This is a genomic window from Rhizobium sp. CB3060 (genome assembly GCF_025200735.1).
GTDB lineage: Bacteria > Pseudomonadota > Alphaproteobacteria > Rhizobiales > Rhizobiaceae > Rhizobium.
The window spans coordinates 1,583,992-1,608,189 of the sequence record NZ_CP104159.1 but is presented as its reverse complement, the minus strand read 5'-3'; the positions used below and the strand labels follow the sequence as shown (position 1 = coordinate 1,608,189).

Annotated in this window: 22 protein-coding genes and 1 pseudogene; 12 read left to right on the top strand and 11 right to left on the bottom strand. The window is 59.6% G+C overall.

What is annotated here, in order from left to right; genetic code table 11:
* Positions 1 to 8: 8 nt before the first annotated feature.
* Both N2601_RS26760 and N2601_RS26755 read right to left on the bottom strand, forming a co-directional pair.
* On the bottom strand, positions 9 to 1,667 hold the full coding sequence (locus N2601_RS26760) for a choline dehydrogenase (RefSeq protein ID WP_260304364.1): 1,659 nt from the start codon (positions 1,665 to 1,667) through the stop codon (positions 9 to 11).
* Between the two features lie 149 nt (positions 1,668 to 1,816).
* Complete coding sequence (locus N2601_RS26755) at positions 1,817 to 3,367, bottom strand: trimethylamine methyltransferase family protein (protein WP_260304363.1); 1,551 nt, start codon at positions 3,365 to 3,367, stop codon at positions 1,817 to 1,819.
* 88 nt (positions 3,368 to 3,455) lie between these two features.
* Between N2601_RS26755 and N2601_RS26750 the strand changes: the two genes are divergently transcribed.
* Positions 3,456 to 4,400 (top strand): LysR substrate-binding domain-containing protein, encoded by a 945-nt coding sequence (locus N2601_RS26750; protein ID WP_104827410.1) that lies wholly within the window; start codon positions 3,456 to 3,458, stop codon positions 4,398 to 4,400.
* A 110-nt stretch (positions 4,401 to 4,510) separates the two neighbouring features.
* Here N2601_RS26750 and gfa read toward each other — a convergent pair whose 3' ends face one another.
* Positions 4,511 to 5,083, bottom strand: coding sequence for an S-(hydroxymethyl)glutathione synthase (gene gfa / locus N2601_RS26745; protein ID WP_260304362.1), 573 nt, complete (start codon positions 5,081 to 5,083; stop codon positions 4,511 to 4,513).
* A gap of 261 nt (positions 5,084 to 5,344) precedes the next feature.
* The gene (locus N2601_RS26740) at positions 5,345 to 6,451 is read right to left on the bottom strand and encodes an alcohol dehydrogenase catalytic domain-containing protein (protein ID WP_260304361.1); all 1,107 of its coding nucleotides are present in this window, start codon (positions 6,449 to 6,451) and stop codon (positions 5,345 to 5,347) included.
* 149 nt (positions 6,452 to 6,600) lie between these two features.
* On the opposite strand from N2601_RS26740, the gene N2601_RS26735 reads away from it, so the two are divergent.
* The 7 genes and pseudogenes from N2601_RS26735 to N2601_RS26705 all read left to right on the top strand — a co-directional run bounded on the left by N2601_RS26735 (position 6,601) and on the right by N2601_RS26705 (position 14,025).
* Positions 6,601 to 6,951 (top strand): DoxX family protein, encoded by a 351-nt coding sequence (locus tag N2601_RS26735; protein ID WP_260304360.1) that lies wholly within the window; start codon positions 6,601 to 6,603, stop codon positions 6,949 to 6,951.
* Between the two features lie 56 nt (positions 6,952 to 7,007).
* Entirely contained in the window at positions 7,008 to 7,622 is a 615-nt protein-coding gene (locus N2601_RS26730) for a TetR/AcrR family transcriptional regulator (RefSeq protein ID WP_260304359.1), read from the top strand.
* Positions 7,623 to 8,011: 389 nt separating this feature from the next.
* A complete protein-coding gene (locus tag N2601_RS26725; protein WP_260304358.1) occupies positions 8,012 to 8,839 on the top strand; it encodes a hypothetical protein in 828 nt (275 codons plus the stop codon).
* Between the two features lie 18 nt (positions 8,840 to 8,857).
* Positions 8,858 to 9,442 carry a YceI family protein gene (locus tag N2601_RS26720; protein WP_260304357.1) on the top strand — a complete coding sequence of 195 codons (585 nt, stop codon included), beginning with the start codon at positions 8,858 to 8,860 and terminating at the stop codon, positions 9,440 to 9,442.
* Between the two features lie 237 nt (positions 9,443 to 9,679).
* The gene (locus tag N2601_RS26715) at positions 9,680 to 10,807 is read left to right on the top strand and encodes an S-(hydroxymethyl)glutathione dehydrogenase/class III alcohol dehydrogenase (RefSeq protein WP_260304356.1); all 1,128 of its coding nucleotides are present in this window, start codon (positions 9,680 to 9,682) and stop codon (positions 10,805 to 10,807) included.
* A gap of 180 nt (positions 10,808 to 10,987) precedes the next feature.
* Positions 10,988 to 12,562 carry a Re/Si-specific NAD(P)(+) transhydrogenase subunit alpha gene (locus tag N2601_RS26710; protein WP_260305261.1) on the top strand — a complete coding sequence of 525 codons (1,575 nt, stop codon included), beginning with the start codon at positions 10,988 to 10,990 and terminating at the stop codon, positions 12,560 to 12,562.
* Positions 12,563 to 12,580: 18 nt separating this feature from the next.
* Positions 12,581 to 14,025 (top strand): annotated as a pseudogene (locus N2601_RS26705) (NAD(P)(+) transhydrogenase (Re/Si-specific) subunit beta).
* A 492-nt stretch (positions 14,026 to 14,517) separates the two neighbouring features.
* Here the strand turns inward: N2601_RS26705 and N2601_RS26700 are convergent.
* The 7 genes from N2601_RS26700 to N2601_RS26670 all read right to left on the bottom strand — a co-directional run bounded on the left by N2601_RS26700 (position 14,518) and on the right by N2601_RS26670 (position 20,622).
* Entirely contained in the window at positions 14,518 to 14,838 is a 321-nt protein-coding gene (locus tag N2601_RS26700) for a 2Fe-2S iron-sulfur cluster-binding protein (RefSeq protein ID WP_260304355.1), read from the bottom strand.
* Positions 14,839 to 14,875: 37 nt separating this feature from the next.
* Complete coding sequence (locus N2601_RS26695) at positions 14,876 to 16,117, bottom strand: NAD(P)/FAD-dependent oxidoreductase (RefSeq protein WP_260304354.1); 1,242 nt, start codon at positions 16,115 to 16,117, stop codon at positions 14,876 to 14,878.
* Positions 16,118 to 16,121: 4 nt separating this feature from the next.
* The gene (locus N2601_RS26690; protein WP_260304353.1) at positions 16,122 to 16,673 is read right to left on the bottom strand and encodes a cupin domain-containing protein; all 552 of its coding nucleotides are present in this window, start codon (positions 16,671 to 16,673) and stop codon (positions 16,122 to 16,124) included.
* Positions 16,666 to 17,373, bottom strand: a complete 708-nt coding sequence (locus tag N2601_RS26685) for a 4-carboxy-4-hydroxy-2-oxoadipate aldolase/oxaloacetate decarboxylase (protein WP_260304352.1) — start codon at positions 17,371 to 17,373, stop codon at positions 16,666 to 16,668. The genes N2601_RS26690 and N2601_RS26685 overlap by 8 nt, the downstream gene beginning before the upstream one ends.
* Before the next feature lie 89 nt (positions 17,374 to 17,462).
* Positions 17,463 to 18,377 (bottom strand): ABC transporter substrate-binding protein, encoded by a 915-nt coding sequence (locus N2601_RS26680; RefSeq protein WP_260304351.1) that lies wholly within the window; start codon positions 18,375 to 18,377, stop codon positions 17,463 to 17,465.
* Between the two features lie 29 nt (positions 18,378 to 18,406).
* Positions 18,407 to 19,432, bottom strand: coding sequence for an amidohydrolase family protein (locus N2601_RS26675; RefSeq protein WP_260304350.1), 1,026 nt, complete (start codon positions 19,430 to 19,432; stop codon positions 18,407 to 18,409).
* Positions 19,432 to 20,622, bottom strand: a complete 1,191-nt coding sequence (locus N2601_RS26670; RefSeq protein WP_260304349.1) for a cytochrome P450 — start codon at positions 20,620 to 20,622, stop codon at positions 19,432 to 19,434. Before N2601_RS26670 ends, N2601_RS26675 begins: the two co-directional genes overlap by 1 nt.
* A 239-nt stretch (positions 20,623 to 20,861) precedes the next feature.
* Between N2601_RS26670 and N2601_RS26665 the strand changes: the two genes are divergently transcribed.
* The 4 genes from N2601_RS26665 to N2601_RS26650 are packed head-to-tail and all read left to right on the top strand — an operon-like array spanning position 20,862 to position 24,194.
* Positions 20,862 to 21,647: an ABC transporter ATP-binding protein gene (locus tag N2601_RS26665; RefSeq protein WP_260304348.1), complete on the top strand. Its 786-nt coding sequence runs from the start codon at positions 20,862 to 20,864 to the stop codon at positions 21,645 to 21,647.
* Positions 21,644 to 22,357 carry an ABC transporter ATP-binding protein gene (locus N2601_RS26660; RefSeq protein ID WP_260304347.1) on the top strand — a complete coding sequence of 238 codons (714 nt, stop codon included), beginning with the start codon at positions 21,644 to 21,646 and terminating at the stop codon, positions 22,355 to 22,357. The genes N2601_RS26665 and N2601_RS26660 overlap by 4 nt, the downstream gene beginning before the upstream one ends.
* Positions 22,357 to 23,238, top strand: coding sequence for a branched-chain amino acid ABC transporter permease (locus tag N2601_RS26655; RefSeq protein ID WP_260304346.1), 882 nt, complete (start codon positions 22,357 to 22,359; stop codon positions 23,236 to 23,238). Before N2601_RS26660 ends, N2601_RS26655 begins: the two co-directional genes overlap by 1 nt.
* Positions 23,235 to 24,194, top strand: coding sequence for a branched-chain amino acid ABC transporter permease (locus N2601_RS26650; RefSeq protein ID WP_260304345.1), 960 nt, complete (start codon positions 23,235 to 23,237; stop codon positions 24,192 to 24,194). The genes N2601_RS26655 and N2601_RS26650 overlap by 4 nt, the downstream gene beginning before the upstream one ends.
* Positions 24,195 to 24,198 lie beyond the last annotated feature (4 nt).

Sequence of the window (24,198 nt, the reverse complement as noted above, 5' to 3'; positions counted from 1 at the left end):
GGCTGCCCTTACGCTAGTGCCTTGAAATAGTCGACCTTGGTCGGTGAGAGACGGGGCCGGCGTCTGATGATGTCGGCCGCCTTCTCGGCGATCATGAAGGTCGTCGCGTTGATGTTTGCGCTCGGGATCGAGGGAATGATCGACGCATCGACGAGCCGGACGTTGTCGGTTCCGATGAGACGCAGATCGAGATCGACCACCGATCGTGGGTCGTCCGCCCGTCCCATGCGCGCGGTTCCGCAGGGGTGATAGGAACTTGACGCGTCGGCCCGGATGAACGCTTGCAATTCCTCATCGCTTCGGCAGGCCTCGCCAGGCGCGTCTTCGCGAATGCGGAAGGGAGCGAATGCGGGCTGCGCCAGAATTTCGCGACTGAGCTTGAGGCCTTGCAGCATCTCGAGGCGATCGCGATCGGTTGCGAGATAGTTCGGATCGATGAGCGGCGAATCTGCCGGATTGGACGAACGCAGACGCAGCGATCCCCGGCTTTCCGGACGCATGGGACCGACGCCGAGCCGATATCCGCCTTTCCGGGAATCGGGAATCCAGTTCGGCCCGAAGAAGACAGGGAAAAAGTGAATCTGGAGGTTCGGATGCGTGACCGTCGGCTCGCTGCGAAGGAACGCTCCGACATGGCACTGATTGACCGAGGCGACGCCCTTCTTCAATGCGAACCACTGCATACCTACTGTCACCATCTTGTCGAGCCGGAGGTACTGGTTAAGGCTGTATTTGAGGTCGCATTCGACCTGAATGTGGGTTTCGATATGATCATGCAGATTTTGTCCGAGGCTCGGAGAGTCCAGGCGAACGTCGATGCCGAGTCGCCTCAAATCGTCGGCGGGACCGACTCCTGACAGCATCAGGATTTGCGGGCTTCCGAATGTCCCTGCGCTGACGATCACCTCCTGTGAAACATGCACATCCGAGATCTGACCGTTGCGTCTGATCCGGACGCCAATTGCCCGCGACCCTTGGAAAAGAATTTGCAGAACCTGGCAATCCGTCCGGACGTGCAGGTTCTTTCTGGAGGGCTGCGAATGAAGGTAGGATTCTGACGAGCTGGACCGGACGCCCTGGTTGACGCTGATGTCGAACCGGCCCACACCTTCCTGTCGGAATCCGTTGAAGTCCGAGACCTCCTCGTAGCCCGCCTGACGGCCAGCATCCAGAAACGCTTTGTTGAGCTCGCCGAGTTCCTTCTGCTGCTTGATCTTGACGTTGCCTTGCGAGGACCGGAACGGTTCCGTTCCCGCGTCCAGGCGCTCCACGCGCTTGAAGTAAGGAAGGCAATCGGCAAAGGACCAGCCATCGCAGCCGTCGTGTTCAGCCCAGTCGTCGAAGTCCTTGGGATTGCCGCGCAGAAAAACCATGCCGTTGATCGAAGACGAACCACCCAGAACGCGGCCTCGCGGCTGATCGATTTCGCGGTTGTTCAGGTGTGGCTGCGGAACGGTCTTGAACCAGTAATTATATTTGCTCGTCGGCTTGAACGCCGAGCGCAGTCCTGCGGGCATCCGGATGATCCAGTTGCGGTCTGTCGGGCCGGCTTCCAGCAGAAGAACCGATGCGGTTCCGTCTTCGCTGAGGCGATTGGCAAGCACGCATCCGGCAGTTCCCGCGCCGATGATGATATAGTCGTATCCCTTGGACGACGATGTTCCCACGGCCAATCTTCCTTCCCTTTATCAGCTATGCCGTCTTCCGGCGTGTTTGCCCTTGCTCTGTGCCGCCTCATCAGGGTCAGCATCGTAGATGCCTCAGCCGAAGCGGCTGCAGCAGGTCTTTCGAAACCGTCATTCTTCGGGAATTCCCGTCAGTACCAGCCGTCAGCCACTGACGCTTTGCGTCTGGCCATGAAGTCGCAAAGGGCTTCGTCGACGGCGACGTCGAGCGGCGGCGCTTCGTAGGCTTCGAGCGTTCGTTTCCATTGGCGATTGGCGCGGGTAGCGATATCAGTCGATCCGCCTTCCTCGCTCCATTTCTCGAAGGGTTCGTTGTCCGAAAGCGTCGAATCCCAGAAGGCGGTCTGGTAGTTCCGCATCGTATGGGCCGAACCCAGGAAATGGCTGCCGGGGCCGACCTCTTCGAAGGCATCGAAGGCGAGCGTATTGTCGTCGACCGTGACGCCTGCGAGATAGGAATGCAGCGCGCCGCACAGGTCAGCGTCCATCACGAACTTCTCGTAGGACATGGCGAGAAGCCCGTCCAGGAAACCGGCCGAATGCAGGATGAAGTTCGCCCCGCAATGGATGGCGGACAGCATGGACATCAGGCCTTCCTGCATGGCTTGGCCATCAGGCAATTTGGAATTGGTGAAATTGCCTGCGCAGCGCAGGGGCAGTTTCAGTCGTCTTGCAAGCTGACCGACTACCATGGAGCCGATCGCGGGTTCCGGCGTGCCGAAGGTGGGAGATCCTGAGCGCAGCGACATGGAGGAAAGGAAGTTTCCGAAGATGACCGGAGCGCCCTTGCGTTCAAGCTGTGTGAGCGCGCAGCCCGCCAGCGTCTCGGCATAGGATTGGGCAATCGCTCCCGCATTGGTGACGGGGCCCATCGCGCCGCCAAGGATGAAGGGCACGATGACGGCTGCCTGATTGGCGCGGGCATAGGCCCGCAGCGATTTCGTCATCGTGCCGTCCCAGACCAGCGGAGAGTTGACGTTGACATTGCCGAGGATGACGCAGTTCTGGTCGACAAAGTCGGCACCGAAGAGAATGCGCGTCATCTCGATCGAATCTTCGGCTCGCTCTTCTGCCGTGACCGAGCCCATGAAGGCGCGGTCGGAATATTTGATGTGGCTATAGACCATGTCGAGATGGCGCTTGTTGACAGGCACGTCGACCGGCTCGCAGATCGTTCCGCCGGAATGGTGCAGCCAGGGGCTCGCCTGGGCGAGCTTGATGAAGTTGCGGAAGTCCTCGATCGTGCCGTAGCGGCGGCCCTTGTCGAGATCCATGACGAAGGGCGAGCCGTAGGCGGGCGAGAAAACGACCTTGTCGCTTCCGATCTGGACGCTGTTGGCGGGATTGCGGGCGTGCTGCGTGAATTCATGCGGAGCCGAAGCGACGATCTCGCGCAGCATGCCGGGTTCGAATTTGACGCGGACGCCGTCGACATCAGCTCCGGCCCGCTTCCAGTGATCGATTGCTGCCGGATCGTCACGGAATTCGATGCCGATCTCCGCGAGGATGCGATCGGCCGTCCGTTCGATCTTCTGGAGATTTTCCTCCGAAAGGATGTCGTAGGTCGGAATATTGCGAACGACATAGGGAACGCCGTGCGGCTTCGAGCCGCCATCGCGCCGCGCGGATCGACCGCTGCGTCCGCGTCTGCCCGCCTTTTCGTCGATTGCTGCCTCGGTCATATCCGCCTCCATAATCCGAATAGAGGCTAGGTCGACTTCGATGTTCTGTAACGCTGGAAAAAACTTGGCCTTTGTATAAACTGAGCTTATGGAAACCTTTAGAAGGCTTTTGCCATCAGCCTCGGCGCTGATCATCTTCGAAGCTGCCGGGCGGCACCAGAATTTCAGCCGGGCCGCCGCAGAACTCGGCATGACCCAGGCGGCGGTATCCTTTGCCGTCAGGAAACTTGAGGATCAGCTTGGCGTGCCTCTTTTCCATCGCGGGCATCGCAATGTCGAACTGACCGACATAGGCGAGCGCTTCCACGCGGATGTGACCGTCGGACTATCGCGCATACAGAAGTCGGCGGAAGACATTCGAACGAAAGGACGTGAATCGAACGTCACGCTGGCGGCGTCGACCGCCTTCGGTTCCATGTGGATGCTGCCGCGCCTGGCGCGTCTGCGGGCCGACCTTCCGGATATCGATCTCCGTATCCAGACCAGCATGCGTGATCTCGATCTGGATGAGGAGCCGATCCCGCTCGGCGTGCGCGGTGGTGACCCGGCAAACTGGCCGCGTTATCACTCCGCCATGCTCGCCGCGGAGATCGTCTTTCCCGTTGCCAGTCCCGGCTTCGTCGAAAAACGTGGACGTCCGGAGCGTCCAGAAGACCTCTTGTCGCTGCCATTGATTCATCTCGAAGAGCCGGTCAGAGCCGCCTGCGACTGGTCCGAATGGTTCGCGAGCGCGGGCGTGCGATACTCTGCCCAGCCTCGGCGACTGGCAATCAACGACTACGTGCTCGTCATGCAGGCTGTTCTAGCTGGCGAAGGCGTAGCGCTTGGATGGCAGCACCTGATCGAAGAGCAGCTTGCCTCAGGAGCATTGGTCGCTGTTGGCGGACATGTCCTGAACACCAATCTGGCGTTCCATGTCGTCTGGCCAAAATCGCGGGAACTGAACACGCAAGCGCGGCGCGTACGTGACTGGCTGGTGGAGGAAGGAAGACGCAGTCGCGAGGAAAGCAAGGCGCGTCCCGGTCCGCAATAGCGGCCGCCGTTGGCGCAAAAGCTGACCTTCGCTAAGAAGTGTGGCGCTCGCCTCGGTCGAATGATCGAGGCAAGCCAAAGGCGTCAGCAGTCTTGGAGGCTTACCTCATCTTACGCTGCCAGGACTCCATTCTTCTTGGCAGCCCAGGTCGCGATATAGTCCATCAATGCGGGTGACAGGCAATCGTAAGGTTCGAGCCCAAGGTCTTTGAGGCTCGTGCGGACCTCATCCATTTTGCTGGGATCGAAACCACTTTCGATGATCGAGGACACGAAGGCGGCGAAGCCGGGCTCCGACCAGCCGCTCTCCTCGAAGCGCTCCGGATGGATGAACGAAAGGCCTTTGAAGGGATGGTCGCGTTCCACGGGACCATACATGTGGACACCGCACTTCTGGCATGCATGTCGCTGGATAAGGGCGTTCGGGTCGACGACAGCGAGTTTGTCGCCATTTTCCTGAATCTCAACGGTCTCGGTAGGAGCCACCGCAACGATCGAAAAATTCGCGCCAGTTGGTTTCCAGCATTTCGTGCACCCACAGGCATGATTGTGGGCGATATCACCCTTTATCCTGATGCGGACGGGATTTGTGGTGCACTCGCAGACCAATGTGCCTCCCGAAAACGATGAGCCGCTTTTGCGAAGACCGCCATCCACATGGGGATGTATTCCGATGCTTGCCATCAGTGCTTCCTCCTAAATTGCCGGACCCCATGCCCGGCTTCCTGAACATCGAGGCGGCGGATCAAGGAATGAGCCGATCCGCGGGCCACTTCAAATGGTCTTTCATGAATGTCGAGATGAAGCCGCAGGAGTGGCCATAACCCTCCTGCGTGCACAGGGTCGGCCCGACAACCCGCGCCGGCGCGCGATCGCTCCAGTCGCGGTCAGGGATTTGCCCCCAACCGCTCGACCGTTACCGATGGGAATGTGCCGATCTCCCGACTACAATTCGACGGCGTAGTAGGTGAAGCCGCCCTCGTCCTTGCCGACGCCGGAAATCGCCTCGTTGATTTTCTCGATTGGCCAAACCATCGGCGACATGACCGACAGATCGATGATCCCCGCTTCGACCATGGCGGCGATCTCCATCCCTTCGGCCGCCGTGAACCAGACCGAGCCAATCAATTCCATTTGCTCGTCCATCCACCATTTGACGTCCACGGGGAGCTCGCCGGAGGTGCCGCCGATGTTCACGATGCGACCCCCGCGCTTGACGCCACCCATCGCATCCAACATGGATTCGAGCGGCGCTTTCGCCCCAAGCGTGTCGAGCATCAGATCGGCGCCGCTGCCGTTGATCTGTTTCTTGACGAAGGCTCCGGAGGATCCATTGGCATTGGAAAACGTCACGATCCTGTCTGGTGCGATCGCCTTCAGCCTCTCGAGCAGCTTCTCGCCTCTGGCGACGGCATAGATTTTGGCAACTCCCATCGCCAGAGCGAACAGTGTTGCGCCGAGGCCCAAGGTTCCGGTTGCGCCGTTGATGATCAGCGTTTTGCCCATCAGAGGGCCGCACTTTTTCAACGCTGCGTAGGACGTTCCGAGGTAGCCCATACGGGACCCCTGCACGAAACTCATATTGTCGGGAATTTTGATGATCTGCGCCTGGGGAGCGAGCATATATTCGCCGAAGCCGCCATACGGATAGCGTGCGAACATTTCCAAGCTCTTGGGATTATAGCCAAAATAGCCGCCGAGCGTCCAATATTCGCAAGCTTGCGGCTTTCCCGACGAGCAATGATGGCAAGCCCCGCAGAAGCGCCCCGGATTAACATATACGCGATCGCCTGGCTTAACGCTGACGACCTGCGGACCTACCTCATGGACGATCCCGCTGGGATCGAGGCCGTGAATTGCGGGGCGCGGCGGCAGCGGCATTTGCGGATACCACGTCTCCCAATTCGCCAGGACGTTCCCAAGGTTCGGCACCATTCCGCAAGCCTTTACCCGGACAACAACATCGCTTCCGATCGCGACGGGGCGCTCGACCTCGTCGATGCTCATCGGTTGGCCTACCGCATGCAGCCGCGCAGCACGCATCGTATTCATAACCATCCTCCCATTCTCAAAAAATGCATCGTATTGACATTCGATATAGATTGTGAATACCGTTTGGTATCCGAAAAGGCAAGCGAAGAAAGCCACTATTTTTCTCGGTCACGGAAAACGGAGACGTCAGGGCGTCCAAGGAGGAGCAAATGCATATCGATCTAGTTGAGTGGCTCCGCCTCCTTTGCGGCATCTGGTTCTTGCCTCACCTGATCGGAAAGGGACTGCATTACGAGAAGGCGTCCGGGACTTTCGAGAATGCCGGTTTCCGTCCCGCCAAGCTGTTCGTTGGCATCACGATGGTGATGGAAGCCGTCGCCGCGATCGGTCTCGTTTTTTCGATCTACCCGCGCATGGCTGCGGCAGTGGGCGCAGTCGTTATGCTGGGCGCTGCCTATGCAGTTGTGAAAATCAATGGCCCGAATTGGCGCTGGCAGAAGATGGGGCCGGAATATCCGATCTTCTGGGCGCTCATTTGTTTGCTATTGGCTATTGTATGATCATTGCATTTTGAGGTACGCCTCAGTTTCTAGATACTGTAGGAACAGGAATCGCGATGGCACGGCTGACACGTGAACAGAGTCAGGCTAGGACGAAGGAAAAGCTCCTCGAGTCTGCTTACGAAGTTATGGCCCGGTATGGCTACGCGGGAGCGTCGATTGAGCGCATCGCGGAAGAGGCGGGATATTCGAAGGGCGCTTTCTATTCGAACTTCACCAACAAGGAAGACATCTTCCTCCAGCTCCTCGCCGGAAATGCAGGCGGGGACGTGGTCGAACTCACCGATCTTCTGGGGAAATACGACGATCCGATGCAATTGATCGACGTGTTGGCAAATTGGGCCAACAACCGCGGAGATGATCGCAAGTGGGGTATGCTCGCAATCGAGCTTTTGAGAATGGCCCAGCACGACAAGACGCTTGGCGATCGTCACATCAAGCTTTTCCGCGATCAGTGGGAAGGTGTGGGTGAAATCCTGATACGGAAACTCGGTCTCACGATGCGGTCGCCTGCAACCCCATTCTACGTCGGCGGTATCGTCCTTGAGCTGACCTATGGCGGTATTTCGAGCTTCCTGAAGGACGGCGCGCCGGGTGACATGGTGCGGATCGTCCTCGGGGCGATGTACCGCTCTTCGCAAGAAGCGAAATCGATCTCCGGCGTAAACTAAGCCACGCGGCCTCTTCTCAGTTTTAGGCGGTTCCATCGCGCGTCCCGTCCGAACGCCCTCAAGGCATTCGGGCAGGACGCGGTGTGCTCTTACACTTCCCCTGGACGGCCAACCAATTCTCCGGCTTGACAGCAAAAATTATTTCGAAGACTATTTTGAATTCGAAAACTGTATGGTATGTGAAGTCTATATGGTATCTTGGTCAGAATGACCACGCCGTTGAGGAGCGGCGGTCAAGGGAGGGGAAAATGAATCAACCTGCATCCACCATGGCCTAAGGGCATTCGCGGACGTCGCAACGCGCGCTAGATCGCGCGCGATCTTCGTTTCACTCGGTAATAATCGGAAAAGCTCAAATGCTAGGGTTCAGCAACTCCCCGCAGGAGATCATGGCCGCGTCTGTGCTTGCCTTCATTGCAGGTACGGCGGTGGTTTCGGCATTCATGCGATGGCGGAAAGCCATACTGGCCACCGACCTTCTGATGCCGGTTTCGTTTCTGGCTGCCTATTGGTTCGTCTACAACAAGATACCCGCATTCCCTCCGGTCGGTGCGGTCAACAAGATTTTCTATATCGCCCTATTGGGCACCTTTGTCGGCATTGTCCTGGAATTCAGCGGGCTGCGGCGTCTCGGAAAGATGCTCGTATTGCTCCAACCTATCGCGGCAGCCCTCTATATCGGCCAGCCGATCCTGGGCGCAGCGCCGTTGGAGGTTCTGTTCGCGGCGATTGCGGGCTTAGCCGTCATGGCGTTCGTTCTCTTCGGGAATGGAGAAGCTAGCGATGACGATGTCAGGCGGGGTGGCGGTGTTGCGGTGCTTGCATTGGGCTTTGCCCCCATCGCCTTGCTTGGCGCGTCGTCTTCCACTTTTCAGCTTTGCCTCCTTTATGCAGCCGCCTCCTTCGGAGTTCTGGTTCTGCATGTGACCAAGCCCGCCTTTCGCTTCGGGCCTGCATCCTATCTGGGAGGTCTTGGAGGGCTGCTATCGGTCGCAGACACCGTCGTCCTGGTTACCCGCAAGACCGATTTGGTTGCTCTTGCTGTGCTTGCCTTGTCTGTCGTGCTCCCGCCGCTCGTTTCGGAACGCGTATGCCGTCGGATCGGCATTTCAAAGCCCTTTGCCCGTCTCGTTGTCTACATCACGTTCGCCGTCGCGCCGGCCGTATTGGCGGCACTGGTGGCGTTCCTGAACTACGGCACGGATTTCCCTGTTTAACTGAGGAGGAAGATGGAAATGAAAAAACGACTTGCAGCACTCTTGCTTTCAGCGCCGCTGCTGACGCTGGCGGGAAACCCCGCATGGGCAACGAAGTTCGACATTGATCCCGTACATTCCGGGATAGCATTCTATATCGACCATCTGGGCTTTTCCCGCGTTATCGGCGTGGCAAAGGAGTTTTCCGGAGCCTTCGATTTCGATTCCGCGAAACCGGATGCCAGCAGTCTCGCCGTCAAGGTAAGCGTTGCGGGAATATCAACCAACAACAAGCAGCGCGACGGCGACATTCAGGGAGCCGATTGGTTCAACGCCACGGAGTTTCCGGAAATCACATTCGTTGGCAAAGAATTCAAGAAAACGACCGACACAACAGGCCAAATTGTCGGAGATCTCACCATCGCGGGTGTGACGAAGCCCACAACCCTGGATGTGACGTTCAACAAGGAAGGCCAGAATCCTTGGGACAAGAGCCATGTCGTAGGCTTCAGCGCAACGACGAAAGTGAAGCGAAGCGATTTCGGTATGAAGGCTGCACTTGGCATGATCGGCGACGAGGTCGATCTGGTGATCCAAGTCGAAGGCCGCGAGCATCAGGGCTAAGTAAGCTCCGAGATCTCAGATTATTCAGACATGCAGGGCACCGTCGGCTGAAATCGACGGTGCTTTTTCATGACATGGAGAAAGCCGTGATCAGCCCGCAAAATGAGCCGACCAACCGTCGAATTCCAGATACTTTTTAGTATGCAAATTCTTTTTGGTATGTTAAATGCGATTTGTCTGGGACCGCAGCAACGCGCCCTATAGCTGCCTTCAGAACAAACGAGGAGGATATTAATCATGGACGTACGCGCCGCCGTAGCCGTTGCCGCCGGTAAGCCGCTGGAAGTCATGACCGTTCAGCTCGATGGCCCGAAGGCCGGCGAGGTGTTGATCGAGGTCAAGGCGACCGGCATCTGCCATACCGACGATTTCACCCTGTCGGGCGCCGATCCGGAGGGCCTGTTTCCGGCAATCCTCGGTCATGAGGGCGCCGGCATCGTCGTCGATGTCGGCCCGGGCGTCACCTCGGTCAAGAAGGGCGACCACGTCATTCCGCTTTATACGCCCGAATGCCGCGAATGTTATTCCTGCCTCAGCCGCAAGACCAACCTCTGCACCGCGATCCGTTCGACGCAAGGCCAAGGCCTGATGCCGGACGGCACCTCGCGTTTTTCGATCGGCAAGGACAAGATCCATCACTATATGGGCTGCTCGACCTTCGCCAATTTCACCGTGCTGCCGGAGATTGCCGTTGCCAAGGTCAATCCCGACGCTCCCTTCGACAAGATCTGCTATATCGGCTGCGGCGTCACCACCGGCATCGGTGCGGTCATCAACACCGCCAAGGTGGAGATCGGCTCGACGGCGATCGTCTTCGGTCTCGGCGGCATCGGCCTCAATGTCCTGCAGGGCCTGAAGCTTGCCGGCGCCGACATGATCATCGGTGTCGACATCAACAACGACCGCAAGGCCTGGGGCGAGAAATTCGGCATGACGCATTTCGTCAATCCGAAGGAGGTCGGCGACGACATCGTGCCTTATCTCGTCAACCTGACGAAGCGCAATGGCGACCTCATCGGCGGGGCCGACTATACCTTCGACTGCACCGGCAACACCAAGGTGATGCGCCAGGCGCTGGAATCGTCGCATCGCGGCTGGGGCAAGTCGGTCATCATCGGCGTTGCCGGCGCCGGCCAGGAAATCTCGACCCGTCCCTTCCAGCTTGTGACCGGCCGCAACTGGATGGGCACGGCCTTCGGCGGCGCCCGTGGCCGCACCGACGTTCCGAAGATCGTCGACTGGTACATGCAGGGCAAGATCCAGATCGACCCGATGATCACCCACACCATGCCGCTCGAGGACATCAACAAGGGCTTCGACATGATGCACAAGGGCGAAAGCATCCGCGGCGTCGTGGTCTATTAAAACGATTGCAAAGTAAAAATCGATTTAAGAAGTCCTGAGTGCGACAAAAACCTGCAAATTTACGCCTCCGTGCACTAGACAAAATGGGTTCGGTTTGCTCGTTTTCGCCACCCATTTGGTCTTTTCACCATCGACGGGGATTGGGATAGAGGAGCCGGCTACGCCGGAAGTTCAGCAATGATGAAATTTGGATCTCCCAGGGAAACGGCCCCTGGAGAGTTGAGGGTAGCTCTGACACCAGAGGCCGCTCTTCAGTTGCAGAAACTGGGCTATGAGTGCGTGATCGAAACCGGCGCTGGGAGGCAGGCCGGGTTTTCGGACGAGGCGTATCGTGGCGTGGGTGTCACGGTGGTCGACAGCGCGGCTTTGCTCTACGAGACATCCGACGTCATTGCCAAGGTCCGGCCCCCTGAAGCCGCAGAGGTTGATCGGCTGGAGCCTGGCAAGACGCTGATCTCCTTCTTCTACCCGGCGCAGAACAAGGAGCTTCTCGATCAGGCCAGGTCCAGCGGAGCGAATGTCATCGCCATGGACATGGTGCCGCGCATCAGCCGAGCCCAGAAGATGGATGCCCTGTCGTCGATGGCCAATATTGCCGGCTATCGTGCGGTGATCGAGGCCGGCAATAATTTTGGCCGCTTCTTCACCGGTCAGGTGACGGCCGCCGGCAAGGTGCCGCCGGCCAAGGTCTTGGTCATCGGCGCCGGTGTCGCAGGGCTTGCGGCGATCGGCACGGCAACATCGCTCGGCGCCATCACCTATGCCTTCGACGTGCGCCCGGAAGTGGCCGAGCAGATCGAATCCATGGGGGCGGAATTCGTCTTCCTCGACTTCGGCGAAGAACAGCAGGATGGTGCTGCGACCGGCGGCTATGCCGCGCCGTCCTCGCCGGAGTTCCGCGAAAAGCAGCTTGCCAAGTTCCGGGAACTGGCGCCTCAGATCGACATCGTCATCACCACCGCCCTGATCCCCGGCCGCGATGCGCCGAAGCTGTGGCTTGCCGATATGGTGGCAGCGATGAAGCCGGGCTCGGTCGTGATCGACTTGGCCGCCGAACGTGGCGGCAATTGCGATTTGACGGTCCCCGACCAGAGAACCGTCTCCGACAATGGCGTGATCGTCATCGGCTACACCGATTTCCCGAGCCGCATGGCGGCGCAGGCCTCGACGCTTTATGCCACCAATATCCGCCACATGCTGACGGATCTGACGCCGGGCAAAGACGGGGTGATCGTCCACAACATGGACGATGACGTCATCCGCGGTGCGACCGTCACCAAGGATGGCGCAATCACCTATCCGCCGCCACCGCCGAAGGTGCAGGCGATCGCCGCCGCCAAGCCGAAGGAAAAGGTGAAGGAGCCGACGCCGGAGGAAAAGCGGGCCCGGGAACTGGCCGCCTTCAAGGCGCAGACCAGGAACCAAGGCATCCTGCTCGTCATCGGCACCGCACTGCTGCTGCTGGTCGGCGCCTATGCGCCGTCGAGCTTCATGAGCCATTTTGTCGTCTTCGTGCTCGCCTGTTTCGTCGGCTTCCAGGTGATCTGGAACGTCAGCCATTCGCTGCACACGCCGCTGATGGCGGTGACCAACGCCGTCTCCGGCATCGTCATCCTCGGCGCGCTGTTGCAGATCGGCTCGGGCAACGGGCTGGTGGTGACGCTGGCGGCGCTGTCAGTGCTGATCGCCACCATCAACATCGTCGGCGGCTTCCTCGTCACCCGGCGCATGCTCGCCATGTTCCAGAAGTCTTAAGCGGCAGGGATCTTCACAATGACCATCGGTATTGTATCGGCCGCCTATGTTGCGGCAGCGGTTCTCTTCATCCTCTCGCTCGGCGGCCTGTCCGGCCAGGAAAGCGCCAAGCGCGCCGTCTGGTACGGCATTGTCGGCATGGCCCTTGCCGTAGTTGCCACGATCTTCGGCCCCATGATCGACAAGACCGTCGGCAATTGGTTCATCATCGCGCTGATGATCGCAGGCGGCGCGGTGCTCGGCCATTATGTGGCGAGCCGGGTGCAGATGACGGAAATGCCGCAGCTCGTTGCGGCGCTGCATTCCTTCGTCGGCCTTGCCGCGGTGTTCATCGGCTTCAATGCCCATCTCGAAGCGGCCCATGTCGCTTCTCTCGACGATGCTTCCCGCGCAGCGCTCACCGGATTTGCCGGCATATTGGCCCACAAGGACATGGTGGAACTGTCGATCATGAAGGTCGAGGTCTTCCTTGGCATCTTCATCGGCGCCGTCACCTTCACCGGCTCGGTCGTCGCCTTCGGCAAGCTTGCCGGCAAATTGGACGGCAAGGCCAGGAAGCTGCCGGGCGGGCACGTTCTCAACGCGAGCGCCGCGATCCTGTCGCTGATCCTGCTGTTGATGTACTTCAATGGCGCCGGGGTCTGGACGCTCGTCCTGATGACGGCACTTGCCTTCTTCATCGGCTATCACCTGATCATGGGCATTGGCGGCGCCGACATGCCGGTCGTCGTCTCGATGCTGAACAGCTATTCCGGCTGGGCGGCCGCGGCGATCGGCTTCACGCTCGGCAACGATCTCCTGATCGTCACCGGCGCCCTAGTCGGCTCCTCGGGTGCGATCCTCTCCTACATCATGTGCAAGGCGATGAACCGCTCCTTCGTCTCGGTGATCCTCGGCGGCTTCGGCGCGAGCACCGGCGCGCAGATGGAGATCATCGGCGAGCAGATCGCCATTAGTGCCGAGGGCGTCGCGGCGCCTTGGACGAGGCCGACAGCATCGTGATCGTGCCGGGCTACGGCATGGCGGTGGCCCAGGCGCAGCAGTCGGTCTCGGAACTGACCCGCAAGCTGCGTGCTGCCGGCAAGACCGTCCGCTTCGCCATCCATCCGGTGGCCGGCCGTCTGCCCGGCCACATGAACGTGCTGCTTGCCGAAGCGAAGGTTCCCTATGACATCGTGCTGGAAATGGACGAGATCAACGACGACTTCCCCAATACCGACGTCGTCATCGTCATCGGCTCGAACGACATCGTCAACCCGGCGGCGCAGGAAGATCCGAACTCGCCGATATCCGGCATGCCGGTGCTCGAAGTCTGGAAGGCCAAGCAGGTCTTCGTCTCCAAGCGCGGTCAGGGCACCGGTTATTCCGGCATCGAGAACCCGCTGTTCTTCAAGGAGAACACCCGCATGTTCTACGGCGATGCCAAGAAGTCGGTCAGCGAGCTCTTGCCGATGATCGGCTAGGCAGGATACGCGCGCAGCCCTGCGACGAGCGTAGTTGTTGCGGGCCTCCCACGGCGAAAGCGGCTCTGCCTGCACCAGCCTTACGGCAACAAGATGCGTCGGGATTTACACGGCCACTATTTGCGGTCGTGTTCTCCCGGCGAACCTATGAAGAACCGTCACCCAAGAGCCCTGTGTAGAGGGCGGCTGCAGCGCAACAATTGCTGTAATGGAAAGACCGCAATCCTAAGCCTGCAACGCGGGTCCGTGGTACTCTCTGGGTGGAAGACTATGCGGCAATAATGTCGACGCGGTCAGCCGAAATCGAGGGTTAGTTTCAGTGCTCAGCCATGGCAGAGATAATAGCAATGCGGCTTGACGAGATCGCAACAACGATCGCGTCAAGCCGCCAACATTACTTCTCCCGCTGGCCGAGTTCGGATCTGTCGGCCTTTGAGATAAGCCTGTAGGAAGGGAGCCGGGTCGCCCCGACAGGGCGCATCCTTGCGGCGACTATTCCTCCGGAGCAATCCTCACGACGATGCCATCCAGAGCCTGGTCAAAAGGAATTTGACAGGAGAGACGGGAATTGTGCTCGCGATAATCCGACCCCTCCAGCAATTCGCTTTCATCGATCGAGGCATCCGGGAGTTGTCCCTCGACGGGGAGGCCCTCCACATAGACATGACAGGTGGCGCAGGACAGGCAGCCACCGCACATCGCGAGAAGTTCGTCAAAACCCGCGTTCCGGATGTTTTCCATGAGAGACATGCCGATGCGCCCCTCGAAGTGATGGAGTTCGCCATCGCGTGTGCGCAGTGAGATCGTAGCCATTGATTTTCCCGTGTTCCGATTGAGAAACCTCGGACCGTCAGTTGGTCTCGAGGGTCAATTCCTTGAGTTGTTTAGAGGTATCAGCCAATCGGTCGCTGCTGAGCTTGGCCGCGTGTTCGACGAGTTTCCGCCCCTGGACGTAATCTCGCGGCGAATTCACGCAATCCAATGCGATCACCGCTCCGTTCTTTAGATAAACCAGGCTGAAGCTGCGGCTTGCCGGCTCGCCTCGCAGGACGACGGCGTCGTAGCCGACATTGAGGCCGACCGTCTGGAGCTTCAGGTCATATTGGTTCGACCAGAACCAAGGCAGCGCATCATAGGCTTTATAGTCGCCGCAAATGGCTTTCGCGGCTGTCGTCGCCTGGTCGGTGGCGTTCTGTACGGACTCGATCCTAATGCCCGCACCATTGATGAGTTTTGCGCAATCACCGACGCAATATATGTGGGGTAGCGACGTGCGGCAGTGTTCGTCGACATCCACTCCGTTGCTGCCTTCGGCTCCGGCAGCCAGAAGCGGGGCGGCAGACGGAACGATCCCGATGCCCACCACGACGATGTCGGCTTCAATTGCTTGGCCGGACTCCAGAAGCATACCGCTCACATGGCTGTCATGCCCGACGATGGCTTTGACGCCGCTATTCAGGCGGATATCTACCCCGTGGTCCCGGTGTTCGCGCTCATAGAAGCGGGATATGGGTTCTCCGGCCACTCGGGCGAGGACCCGGTCAAGGGCTTCGACAAGAACGACGTCCTTGCCGAGCTCCCGAAACACAGCCGCCGCTTCGAGGCCCACATAGCCGCCTCCGATGATTGCGACCTTTCTGACATCTGCAAGAACGTTCAGGAGCGCGTCGCAATCAGCCTTCGAGCGGATATAGAAGATGCCGGGCAACTCGCTGCCTGGGCAGGAAAGTTTTCGCGGCTCTCCGCCTGCGGCCCAGACGAGGCTACCATATGAATAGCGTGCGCCATTTTCCAGGATAACCGTCTTTGCGATTGGATCGACCGCGACGACGCGCGCGCTCAGCAGAAGTTCCACATTGCGAGAACTCCAGAAATCCTGCGGTCTCAGATGCATCCTCTCGAATGTCTTCTTCCCGGCGAGATACTCCTTCGACAATGACGGTCGGTCGTACGGCACCTCCGGTTCGGCACCGATGAGGGCTATGCTTCCTCCGAACCCGGCTTGACGAAGCGCGGCCGCGGTTTGGCAACCGCCGTGTCCCGCGCCGACAATGATGCAATCGAAGGTGCCTGTGAGGGCGTCCTGTGTCATGGCGTCACTCTCTTTCCGCACCGATCAGAACGAAACACATGGTTGCGGGCTTGCCGCTTTTGTTGCGCCATGCGTGGCGCGTGCCGCACTGGACGACAATGTCGCCTTGTTTCAGGAGGGTCTCCGCACCGTCATCGAGTTCGAGCCAGACTTCTCCATCGAGAACGATGTCATAGTCGATAGTGTTCGTGGTGTGCATGCCCGGCGCGTCCGCCTCGAACGCCTGGATCAGCCCGGGGATGTGTACCGCCTGCTCCTCGAACGCTGCCACGGGATCGACGGTAGCGAAGACCGAATCCGGTGGGAAAACCACGATCATGAGCTTCGTCCCGCCCGGTTCGGGCGTTATCAGAATTTTCGGAGGCGCCTGTTCGGCATGGTCCTGCGGCAGGCTCGGCCTTGCCGGCGTGGCGTAAACGACAGATGTCAGGTGACCCGGTACGGAGTCGTATCTATGGGCATTGGGTGTCGGACCGTCGCTGATGAAAACCGACTTGCCGTCTTTAAGGCCCGTGACCACCCGGCGCGGGATGCGGATGTCTGCTCCCTTATTCATAGGTCAGGCCTTTCGCTTTCAACTGGGGACGCATGTTGTTGATGTCGAGGCTCAATTGGCCGGACTCGTAGAGCGCCCGCTTTTCGTCCTCCATCTGCTGCCGTTTAAGGGCTTTCTGAAGGACGGCTTCCGCCTCGGTGCGTTTGACCACGCACACGCCGTCGTCGTCCGCGATGATCACGTCGCCCGGTTCGATCGCTGCGCCGGCACACACGATTGGAACCTGTACGTTCGCCAGGGTCTCCTTCACCGTGCCTTGGGCTGAGATCGCCTTAGCCCAGACTGGAAACTTCATCGCCCGGAGATCGGCAACGTCGCGCACGCCGGCATCGATGATCAGGCCGAGGATTCCGCGCGCCTTGCATGAGGTGGCGAGCAAATCGCCGAAGTATCCGTCGGTGCAGGGGGAGGTCGGCGCGACCACTAGGATGTCGCCGGGCTGGGCCATTTCGAGGGCGACGTGGATCATCCAGTTGTCACCGGGCGGAACTTCACATGTCAGGGCCGTCCCGCCGATGCGTGCGCCCTCGATTACGGGCCGCAGATGCGAAGCCAGGAGGCCCTTCCGGCCTTGCGCTTCATGGACCGTGGCGACGCCAAGTTTGCCCAAGGCCTCGCAAACCGCGCGGTCGGTCCGCGGCGTCTTTGTAACTACTCTCACCAGAATCCTCCCGGGCGTGTCCCTCGCTGGCGCGGACATGCCTCTTTAGATACCAAATAGTATGCAAATTCTAAATAGAATGTCAATCCGAACCCGCGAGTTCTGCGCGGGTTTGGGCCCGCTTTTGGCTAGGAAGCCGATGCTTCCAGGAAGCTGGAATCGAAGGCGGTCGCCGACGTCGATCGGGCGGTTTCGTCAAGCAGGTTGGCGCGGATCATGAGGTCGACGGTGGTGTCCCACGCCTCCCGTGGTATCGAAAGATCGCCGGGCCACATTCCCATGTCGCGCATGTAGCAGAAGCCCTGCAGCGCAAGGCCCGCGTCGTCCTTGGTCGTGATCCGCTGGAAAATCGGAAGCGTGATGTCCTCGCGGCCGGGATCGTTGGTGATCGCATGGGCTTCGCGCAGTGCACGGAGGAAGCGGACCACGAGGTCGCGGTTTGTCTCCAGCCAGGCAGTGCGTCCGATGACCGCCGCGAAGACGATTTGTGGGATGATTTCATTGATCTCGCCGATGAGATTGAAGCCTTCTCTTTCGGCGAGGAAATTCCAGGGTGCTGGTTGCGGGGCACAGTCGATTTCACCGGATTGAAGCGCCTCCCAGCGTTTCGTGTGAATGCCCGCGAGTGCGAACTCGTAGTCGCCGGGATAGCGCAGTCCTCCCCTGGACAGGAGCATCTGCGTGTAGATCGCGGTGCCTTCGGTCAGCGAAGACGTCCCGACCTTCTTGCCCCGGAGGTCCTGGATAGAGTTGATGGAGGGCTGGGCCACGAGGGACATCGGCAATCTGTTCGAGTTCGAGGCGATCACCCGGAGTGCGCCGGCTTGCACGAAGTTTGAAACGGCCCCTTCTGGAGGCGTGATTGCGAGGTTGGCCTCGCCCTCCAACACGGCACTGGTGGCTTTGTCGACGGTCCCCATCTTCATGTACTCGATCGACAGCCCGTGCTTGACGAAAATACCGTGTTCTTCTGCCACAAAAACCGGTAGCCAGTTGAAGCCTTGCGCTCCGCCAGCCAGGCTGAGTTTCTGGGTTGAGGTCATTTGAAATCTCCCTATGGATTTCGGGCTGTTCACAGGCCGCGGTCTTGGAGTCGTTTATCCAGCAGCGGGTACACACGCCGCGCATTTGCTTCGAAGACCGCTCGTCTCTCGTCTTCCTGAAGGTCGAGCTGGTCGATGTATCGCTTGGTGTCATCGAAGGGATGACCGGTCTCGGGATCGATTGCCTTGACCGCACCGAGCAGCTCCGAGCCGAAAAGGATGTTCTTCGTGTCGACGACGCGGAAAAGCGTATCGATGCCCGCCTGGTGGTAGACGCAGGTGTCGAAAAACAGGTTGTTCATGAGGTGCGTGTCCAAGCCTGGCTTTTCGAGCATGATGGATAGACCGCGATACCGGCCCCAATGGTAGGGCGCTGCCCCGCCGCCATGCGGTATGATCAGCTTGAGGTCGGGGTGACGCTCGAAGAGGTCTCCCTGGATGAGCTGCATGAAAACTGCGGTGTCGGCGTTGATATAATGCGCCCCGGTCGTATGCAGGCAGCGTTCGCAGGACCCGGAGACGTGGATCATGGCGGGTACCTGAAGGTCCACCATCGCGTCCCAAAGCGGATCCCACCAGGTATCGTAGATTGGCGGCGCGCTCCAGCGCCCCCCCGAGGGATCGGGATTGAGGTTGCAGCCGACGAAGCCATTGTCGACGCAGCGCGCAAGTTCCTCGATGACCGCTGAAAGATCGCCGTCTACGGTTTGTGGAAGCTGGCAGACCGCGGCGAAGTTATCGGGGAACATGTCGACGATCCGACCGATATTGTCGTTCGAAACGCGCGCCCATTCTTTCGCCACCGGCAGGTTCGGCAGATGGTGCCCCATGCCGGAGGCGCGCGGGCTAAGTAGCGTGACATGCGAGCCGCGCTCACGCTGGATCTTGAGCTGATTGGTCTCGATGATGTCGTGAAGCTGTTTGTCGGGGATGCCCGGATAGACCGGGCGATCCGATGATGTGCCTTCCGCGAAAGCGACCTGGGCCTTGCGGAAGGCGTGGTGCTCTGGCGGCTCTGTGGTGAAGTGGCCGTGGCAGTCTATGATGAGTGTCATCACGCGTTCCATTTCGCGGGAAGGTCCGAAATACCGCGGAATCGCCAGCCTTTACCTTTGATTTCGCGCGATCCGTCGAGCCGAAGTTCGGGCAACTGACGGAACACTTCCGCAAGTGCGATCTCGCCCATGGCCCTTGACAGAAAATGTCCTGAACAGAAGTGCGGACGGAAGCCGAACGAGAGGTGTTGCTTCTTCTTACGGAACATGTCGAACTTGTCGGCATGCTCGAAGCGAGTCTCGTCACGGTTGGCGGAGCCCATAACGATCGCGACCGACGCTCCCTGAGGAATGACGGTTCCTGCGATCTCGAAATCCTCTCGGGCGACGCGCGGCGTCACGCCGATCGGCGCGATCCAACGCAGCCCTTCATCGAAGGCGCGCATGGCGTTTTCCTGCGGCTGCTCCGCCATGACTTTCGCCTGTTCGGGATTCGAAAGAAGACCGGCGCAGGCATTCGCCGCCGCATGACCGGGTTCCTGAAGGCCGCCAAGGATAATGACGCGCATGGTCGGTGAAATCTCGTCCCAACTGCGCACTTCGCCCTTCGGCATGCCGCCATACATCACATGGCTGAGGAGGGAGTTGTTGGGCTTGGACAGGCAGGCTTGGTAAAGGTCGCCCATTTGCTTGTCGATATCGGCAAGAGCATCGTCCAGTCGCTTCCACACCGCCGCGTCGTTGCTGACATTCTGCAGGCCAAGAGCCATCGCGTGGAACCACTCGACGAGGGTTTCGTTCGGCGTTTCCGTAAGGCCGATAACGTCGCCGATGCACCGCACGGAGATCGGCTCGAACAATTCGGCCGTCAGGTTCGCCTCTCCCTTGGCTTTGATCGCGTCGACGTAACGCTGCACCACGGGGCGCGTCAGACCTTCGACAAACGACCGGACACGCTCCTGCGTGAGGTTTTCGTCGATGCCCTGACGAAGGCATTGGTGCTCCTCGCCGGACATGGTCAATACATTCGGCATGCCCATGACGCGCGCCTCCGGGCGGTCCGCCGATCCGGAAGGGCCGAAGATCTTGTCCTGACCGCCGATCGTGCGGCAGTCGTCAAATCGGGTGATGAAGTATTCCTTCGTCCCCTCGAAGAAGGCCACTGGCTCTTCAGCGCGCAGCCTCGCGTAAACCGGATACGGATCTCGATACAGATTCTCGCCCGTCAGTTCGGTGTTATTTCCTGTCATGGATGTCCTCCCCATCGCCCCGTCAGCGAGGCATTCGATCATCTTGCCGCCACCCAACTCCAACCCGATGGCAGGCAACTCTGAGGCCGTTCCGTGGCAAGCCAATCCAGATGCGATTGATGCTTGACATACCGAAACGTCTTCGGATACTTATTGGTATCCAAAGCGGGGATGGCTGTCAATCATAGAAATGGACAGGCCGTCTGGGAGACCGCTCAGGGAGGGAGGAAATAGTGGAAATGAGCAGCATTGCAGACGCTCGTCTCGTGCTTGAGGCGCGAGGCGTTTCAGTGCACTTCGGCGGCATCAAGGCGCTCACCGACGTTTCGGTCTCGGTGCGTTCGGGCGAGATCTGCGGCCTGATCGGACCGAATGGCGCGGGCAAAAGCACCTTTCTCAACGCGATCACTCGTCTCGTGGCCTATGACAGCGGCACCATTGTTTTGAATGGGACGCCAATCGAAGGCGCGAGGGTTCGGGACATGATTGGCCTCGGTGTCGCCCGAACGTTCCAGAACCTCGGCATCTATGCCTCCATGACGGTTCTGGAAAATGTCATGCTCGGTGCCCACCATGAACTCGGCGGCAAGTTCGGACGGGCGATCCTGACGCCCTTGCGATCGCGAGCCGATGAGCGGGCGGTGCGCGAGAGGTCGATGGCCATCCTCGAAGAGATGGGAATGGCCGATATGGCTGCTCGGAAAGCTGGCGCGCTTCCCTATCCGTTGCAAAAGCGGATGGAGATTGCCCGCGCCCTCGCATCAGACCCCAAGATATTGCTTCTCGACGAACCGGCGGGAGGGTTGACGCATGGCGAAGTCAACGAGTTCGGCACTCTGCTGGACGGGGTAAGGAAGAGCCGCAATCTCTCGATCCTCCTCATTGAACACCACATGGGCCTGGTGATGGGGCTGTGCGATAGGATCGTTGTTTTCCATCTCGGCCGTAATCTCGCCGAAGGCACTCCGGGTGAAATCAAGTCGAACGACGCGGTTGTCTCCGCTTACTTGGGGAGGGCGGCATGACGCTTCTCGACGTTAAGGACCTCTCGGCTTTCTACGGAAAAACGCAAGCGCTCTTCGACTGTTCGTTCGCGGTCGAAGAAGGCGAGTTCGTGGCACTTCTCGGGTCGAACGGAGCTGGAAAGACTACTCTATTGCGTGCCATTTCCGGCCTCCTGCCGTTCAAGGGTTCCATATTCTATGCGAGAAGGTCGCTGGAGTGGATCGCAGCTCAAAAGCGGCTCGGACTCGGCATCGCCCAGATCCCGCAGGGCCGAGGCACCTTCTCGGAATTCACGGTGGACGAAAACCTTCAGCTCGGCGCCACCATCATCTCCAGCCGGTCTCAGATCAGGCAAGACAAGGAGCGTTGGTATGAAACCTTTCCGCGGCTGCGCGAAAGGCGCGACCAGTTAGCCGGAAACTTAAGCGGTGGCGAGCAGCAGATGCTCGCGGTCGCCCGTGCGCTCATGTCCCGTCCGAAACTCCTGATGTGTGACGAACCTTCGCTCGGCCTGGCGCCGTCGATTACGCAGGAGATCCTGACGATATTCAAGACGCTGCACCGCGACCACGGAATGACGTTGCTGGTGGTTGAGCAAAACGTCGATATCACCCTGCAATACGCGGATAAGGCCTTCGTCATCGAGGCGGGGCAGATCGTCGCCGGCGGGGCGGCGAGCGACCTCATAAACAATGAGGACATCAAGAAATCATATCTGGGGGTCGCCTGATGAGTCTCTTCTTCCAGCTCGTCGTCAGTGGGCTAACGACGGGTGCCATCTACGCGGCGCTGGCGCTCGCGCTCGTACTCATTTTCCGGGCGACGAATGTCGTGAATTTCGGCCAAGGCGAAATGGCGACATTCTCCGCTTACGTCGCGTGGCAGTTGATGCAGTGGGGCGTTCCGCTGTGGCTGGCCGTGCTCGCGAGCCTGGCGATCGCATTCGTCATCGGCATCGCGACATTCCGCCTCGTGATCAGGCCATTGATGAGCGCGCCCGTGGAGGCGGTTGTCGTGGTCACGCTTGGAATATTCGTCCTCTTCCAGGCCATGTGCATGTGGATCTGGGGAGCCGAACAACTCTCGTTCCCAAGCCTGTTTCCCGATGGCGGCTTCAGTCTCGGGGAGGTTCGCGTGCTCGCGTCCGCAGTCGGCACGCTGGCGATCCTGATCTGCATCGCGGCAGCCATCGGTTTCATCTTTCGCTTCACGAGACTTGGATTGTCCATGCGTGCGGCGGCTTTCGACCGGGCGCGCAGCGTACTCGTCGGCGTCGACGTCGAGCGCATGCTGATGCTGGGATGGGGTTTTGCCGCGGTCATCGGGGCTTTTGCGGCGATCCTGATTGCGCCGCGTCTCTTTCTCAGCCCGACAATGATGGCGCCGATTTTGTTTTACGGCCTCGCCGCCGCGACTCTCGGCGGATGGGATAGTCCCCTCGGCGCAATTGTCGGCGGTCTGGCGGTCGGCGTCGCCGAAAGCCTCGGCGCGAGCTACCTCCCTTTCATCGGCGCTGACATGCGCATCGCAGTGCCCATCGTCCTCACGTTGGCCATCCTGCTTGTAAAGCCCGTCGGCCTGTTCGGTTCCTACAAGGTGACAAAACTATGAGTGACGGATTCCGCCGGGCCGCGGTCAAGTTCGGTCTGTTCGCATTTCTCGCAATACTGATTCCGTTTGTCGCCCCGGACTACGCGCACCAGCAGATATGCGTTGCGATCGCTTATGCAATCGCAATTCTTGGACTGAATCTCCTGATGGGATTTGCGGGGCAAATCTGCCTCGCGCAGGGCGCTCTCTTCGGCGTCGGCGCGTATGTGACCGCGATCCTGAATGCGACCTACGGCGTACCTCCGCTTGCCACTCTTCCTGTTTCGGCCGCAGTTACGGTTTTGGTCGGGCTAGCGATCGGCCTCCCGGCGCTGAGACTTCAGGGCCTGCAGTTGGCAATTGTCACCTTCGGCATTGCCGCTGCTTTCCCCCAGCTCGTGTTGAAAATGGGGAGCCTCACCGGCGGGGTTTCGGGTCTTCCGATCGACGCTCCGGAAGCGCCGGAATGGCTTCCCCTCAGCCCGGAGCTATGGCTCTACGTTATTTGCCTCGGATGCGCGGGGATCGGTGCCCTTCTGGTTTCGTTGATGCTTTTCGGCGATGTCGGACGGGCGCTGCGGGCCCAGCGTGACAATGCGCAGATCGCGGAAGCCCTCGGTGTGAACCTGACACGCACGCGATTGTGGGCATTCGCGGGAAGCTCGGCACTCGCGGGCATGGGTGGTGGCGTGTTCGCCATCGTCACCGGTTTTGTCAGCCCGGAGTCGTTCCTGGCGATCCTGTCTATCAACATCGTGATCGGCAGCATCGTCGGCGGCGTCACGAGCATCGTCGGGGCATTTCTCGGCGGACTGTTCATGGTCTTCGTTCCGACCTGGGCGTCCGACATCAACCTCAGCCTCGGCAACCTGATTTATGGCCTCGCGCTAATCCTGATCATGATGGTCGCGCGCAACGGCGTTACTGGCTTCATCGAAAAATGGCTTTCGATGATTTTTCGGAAAACAGCGGGCTGAGGAG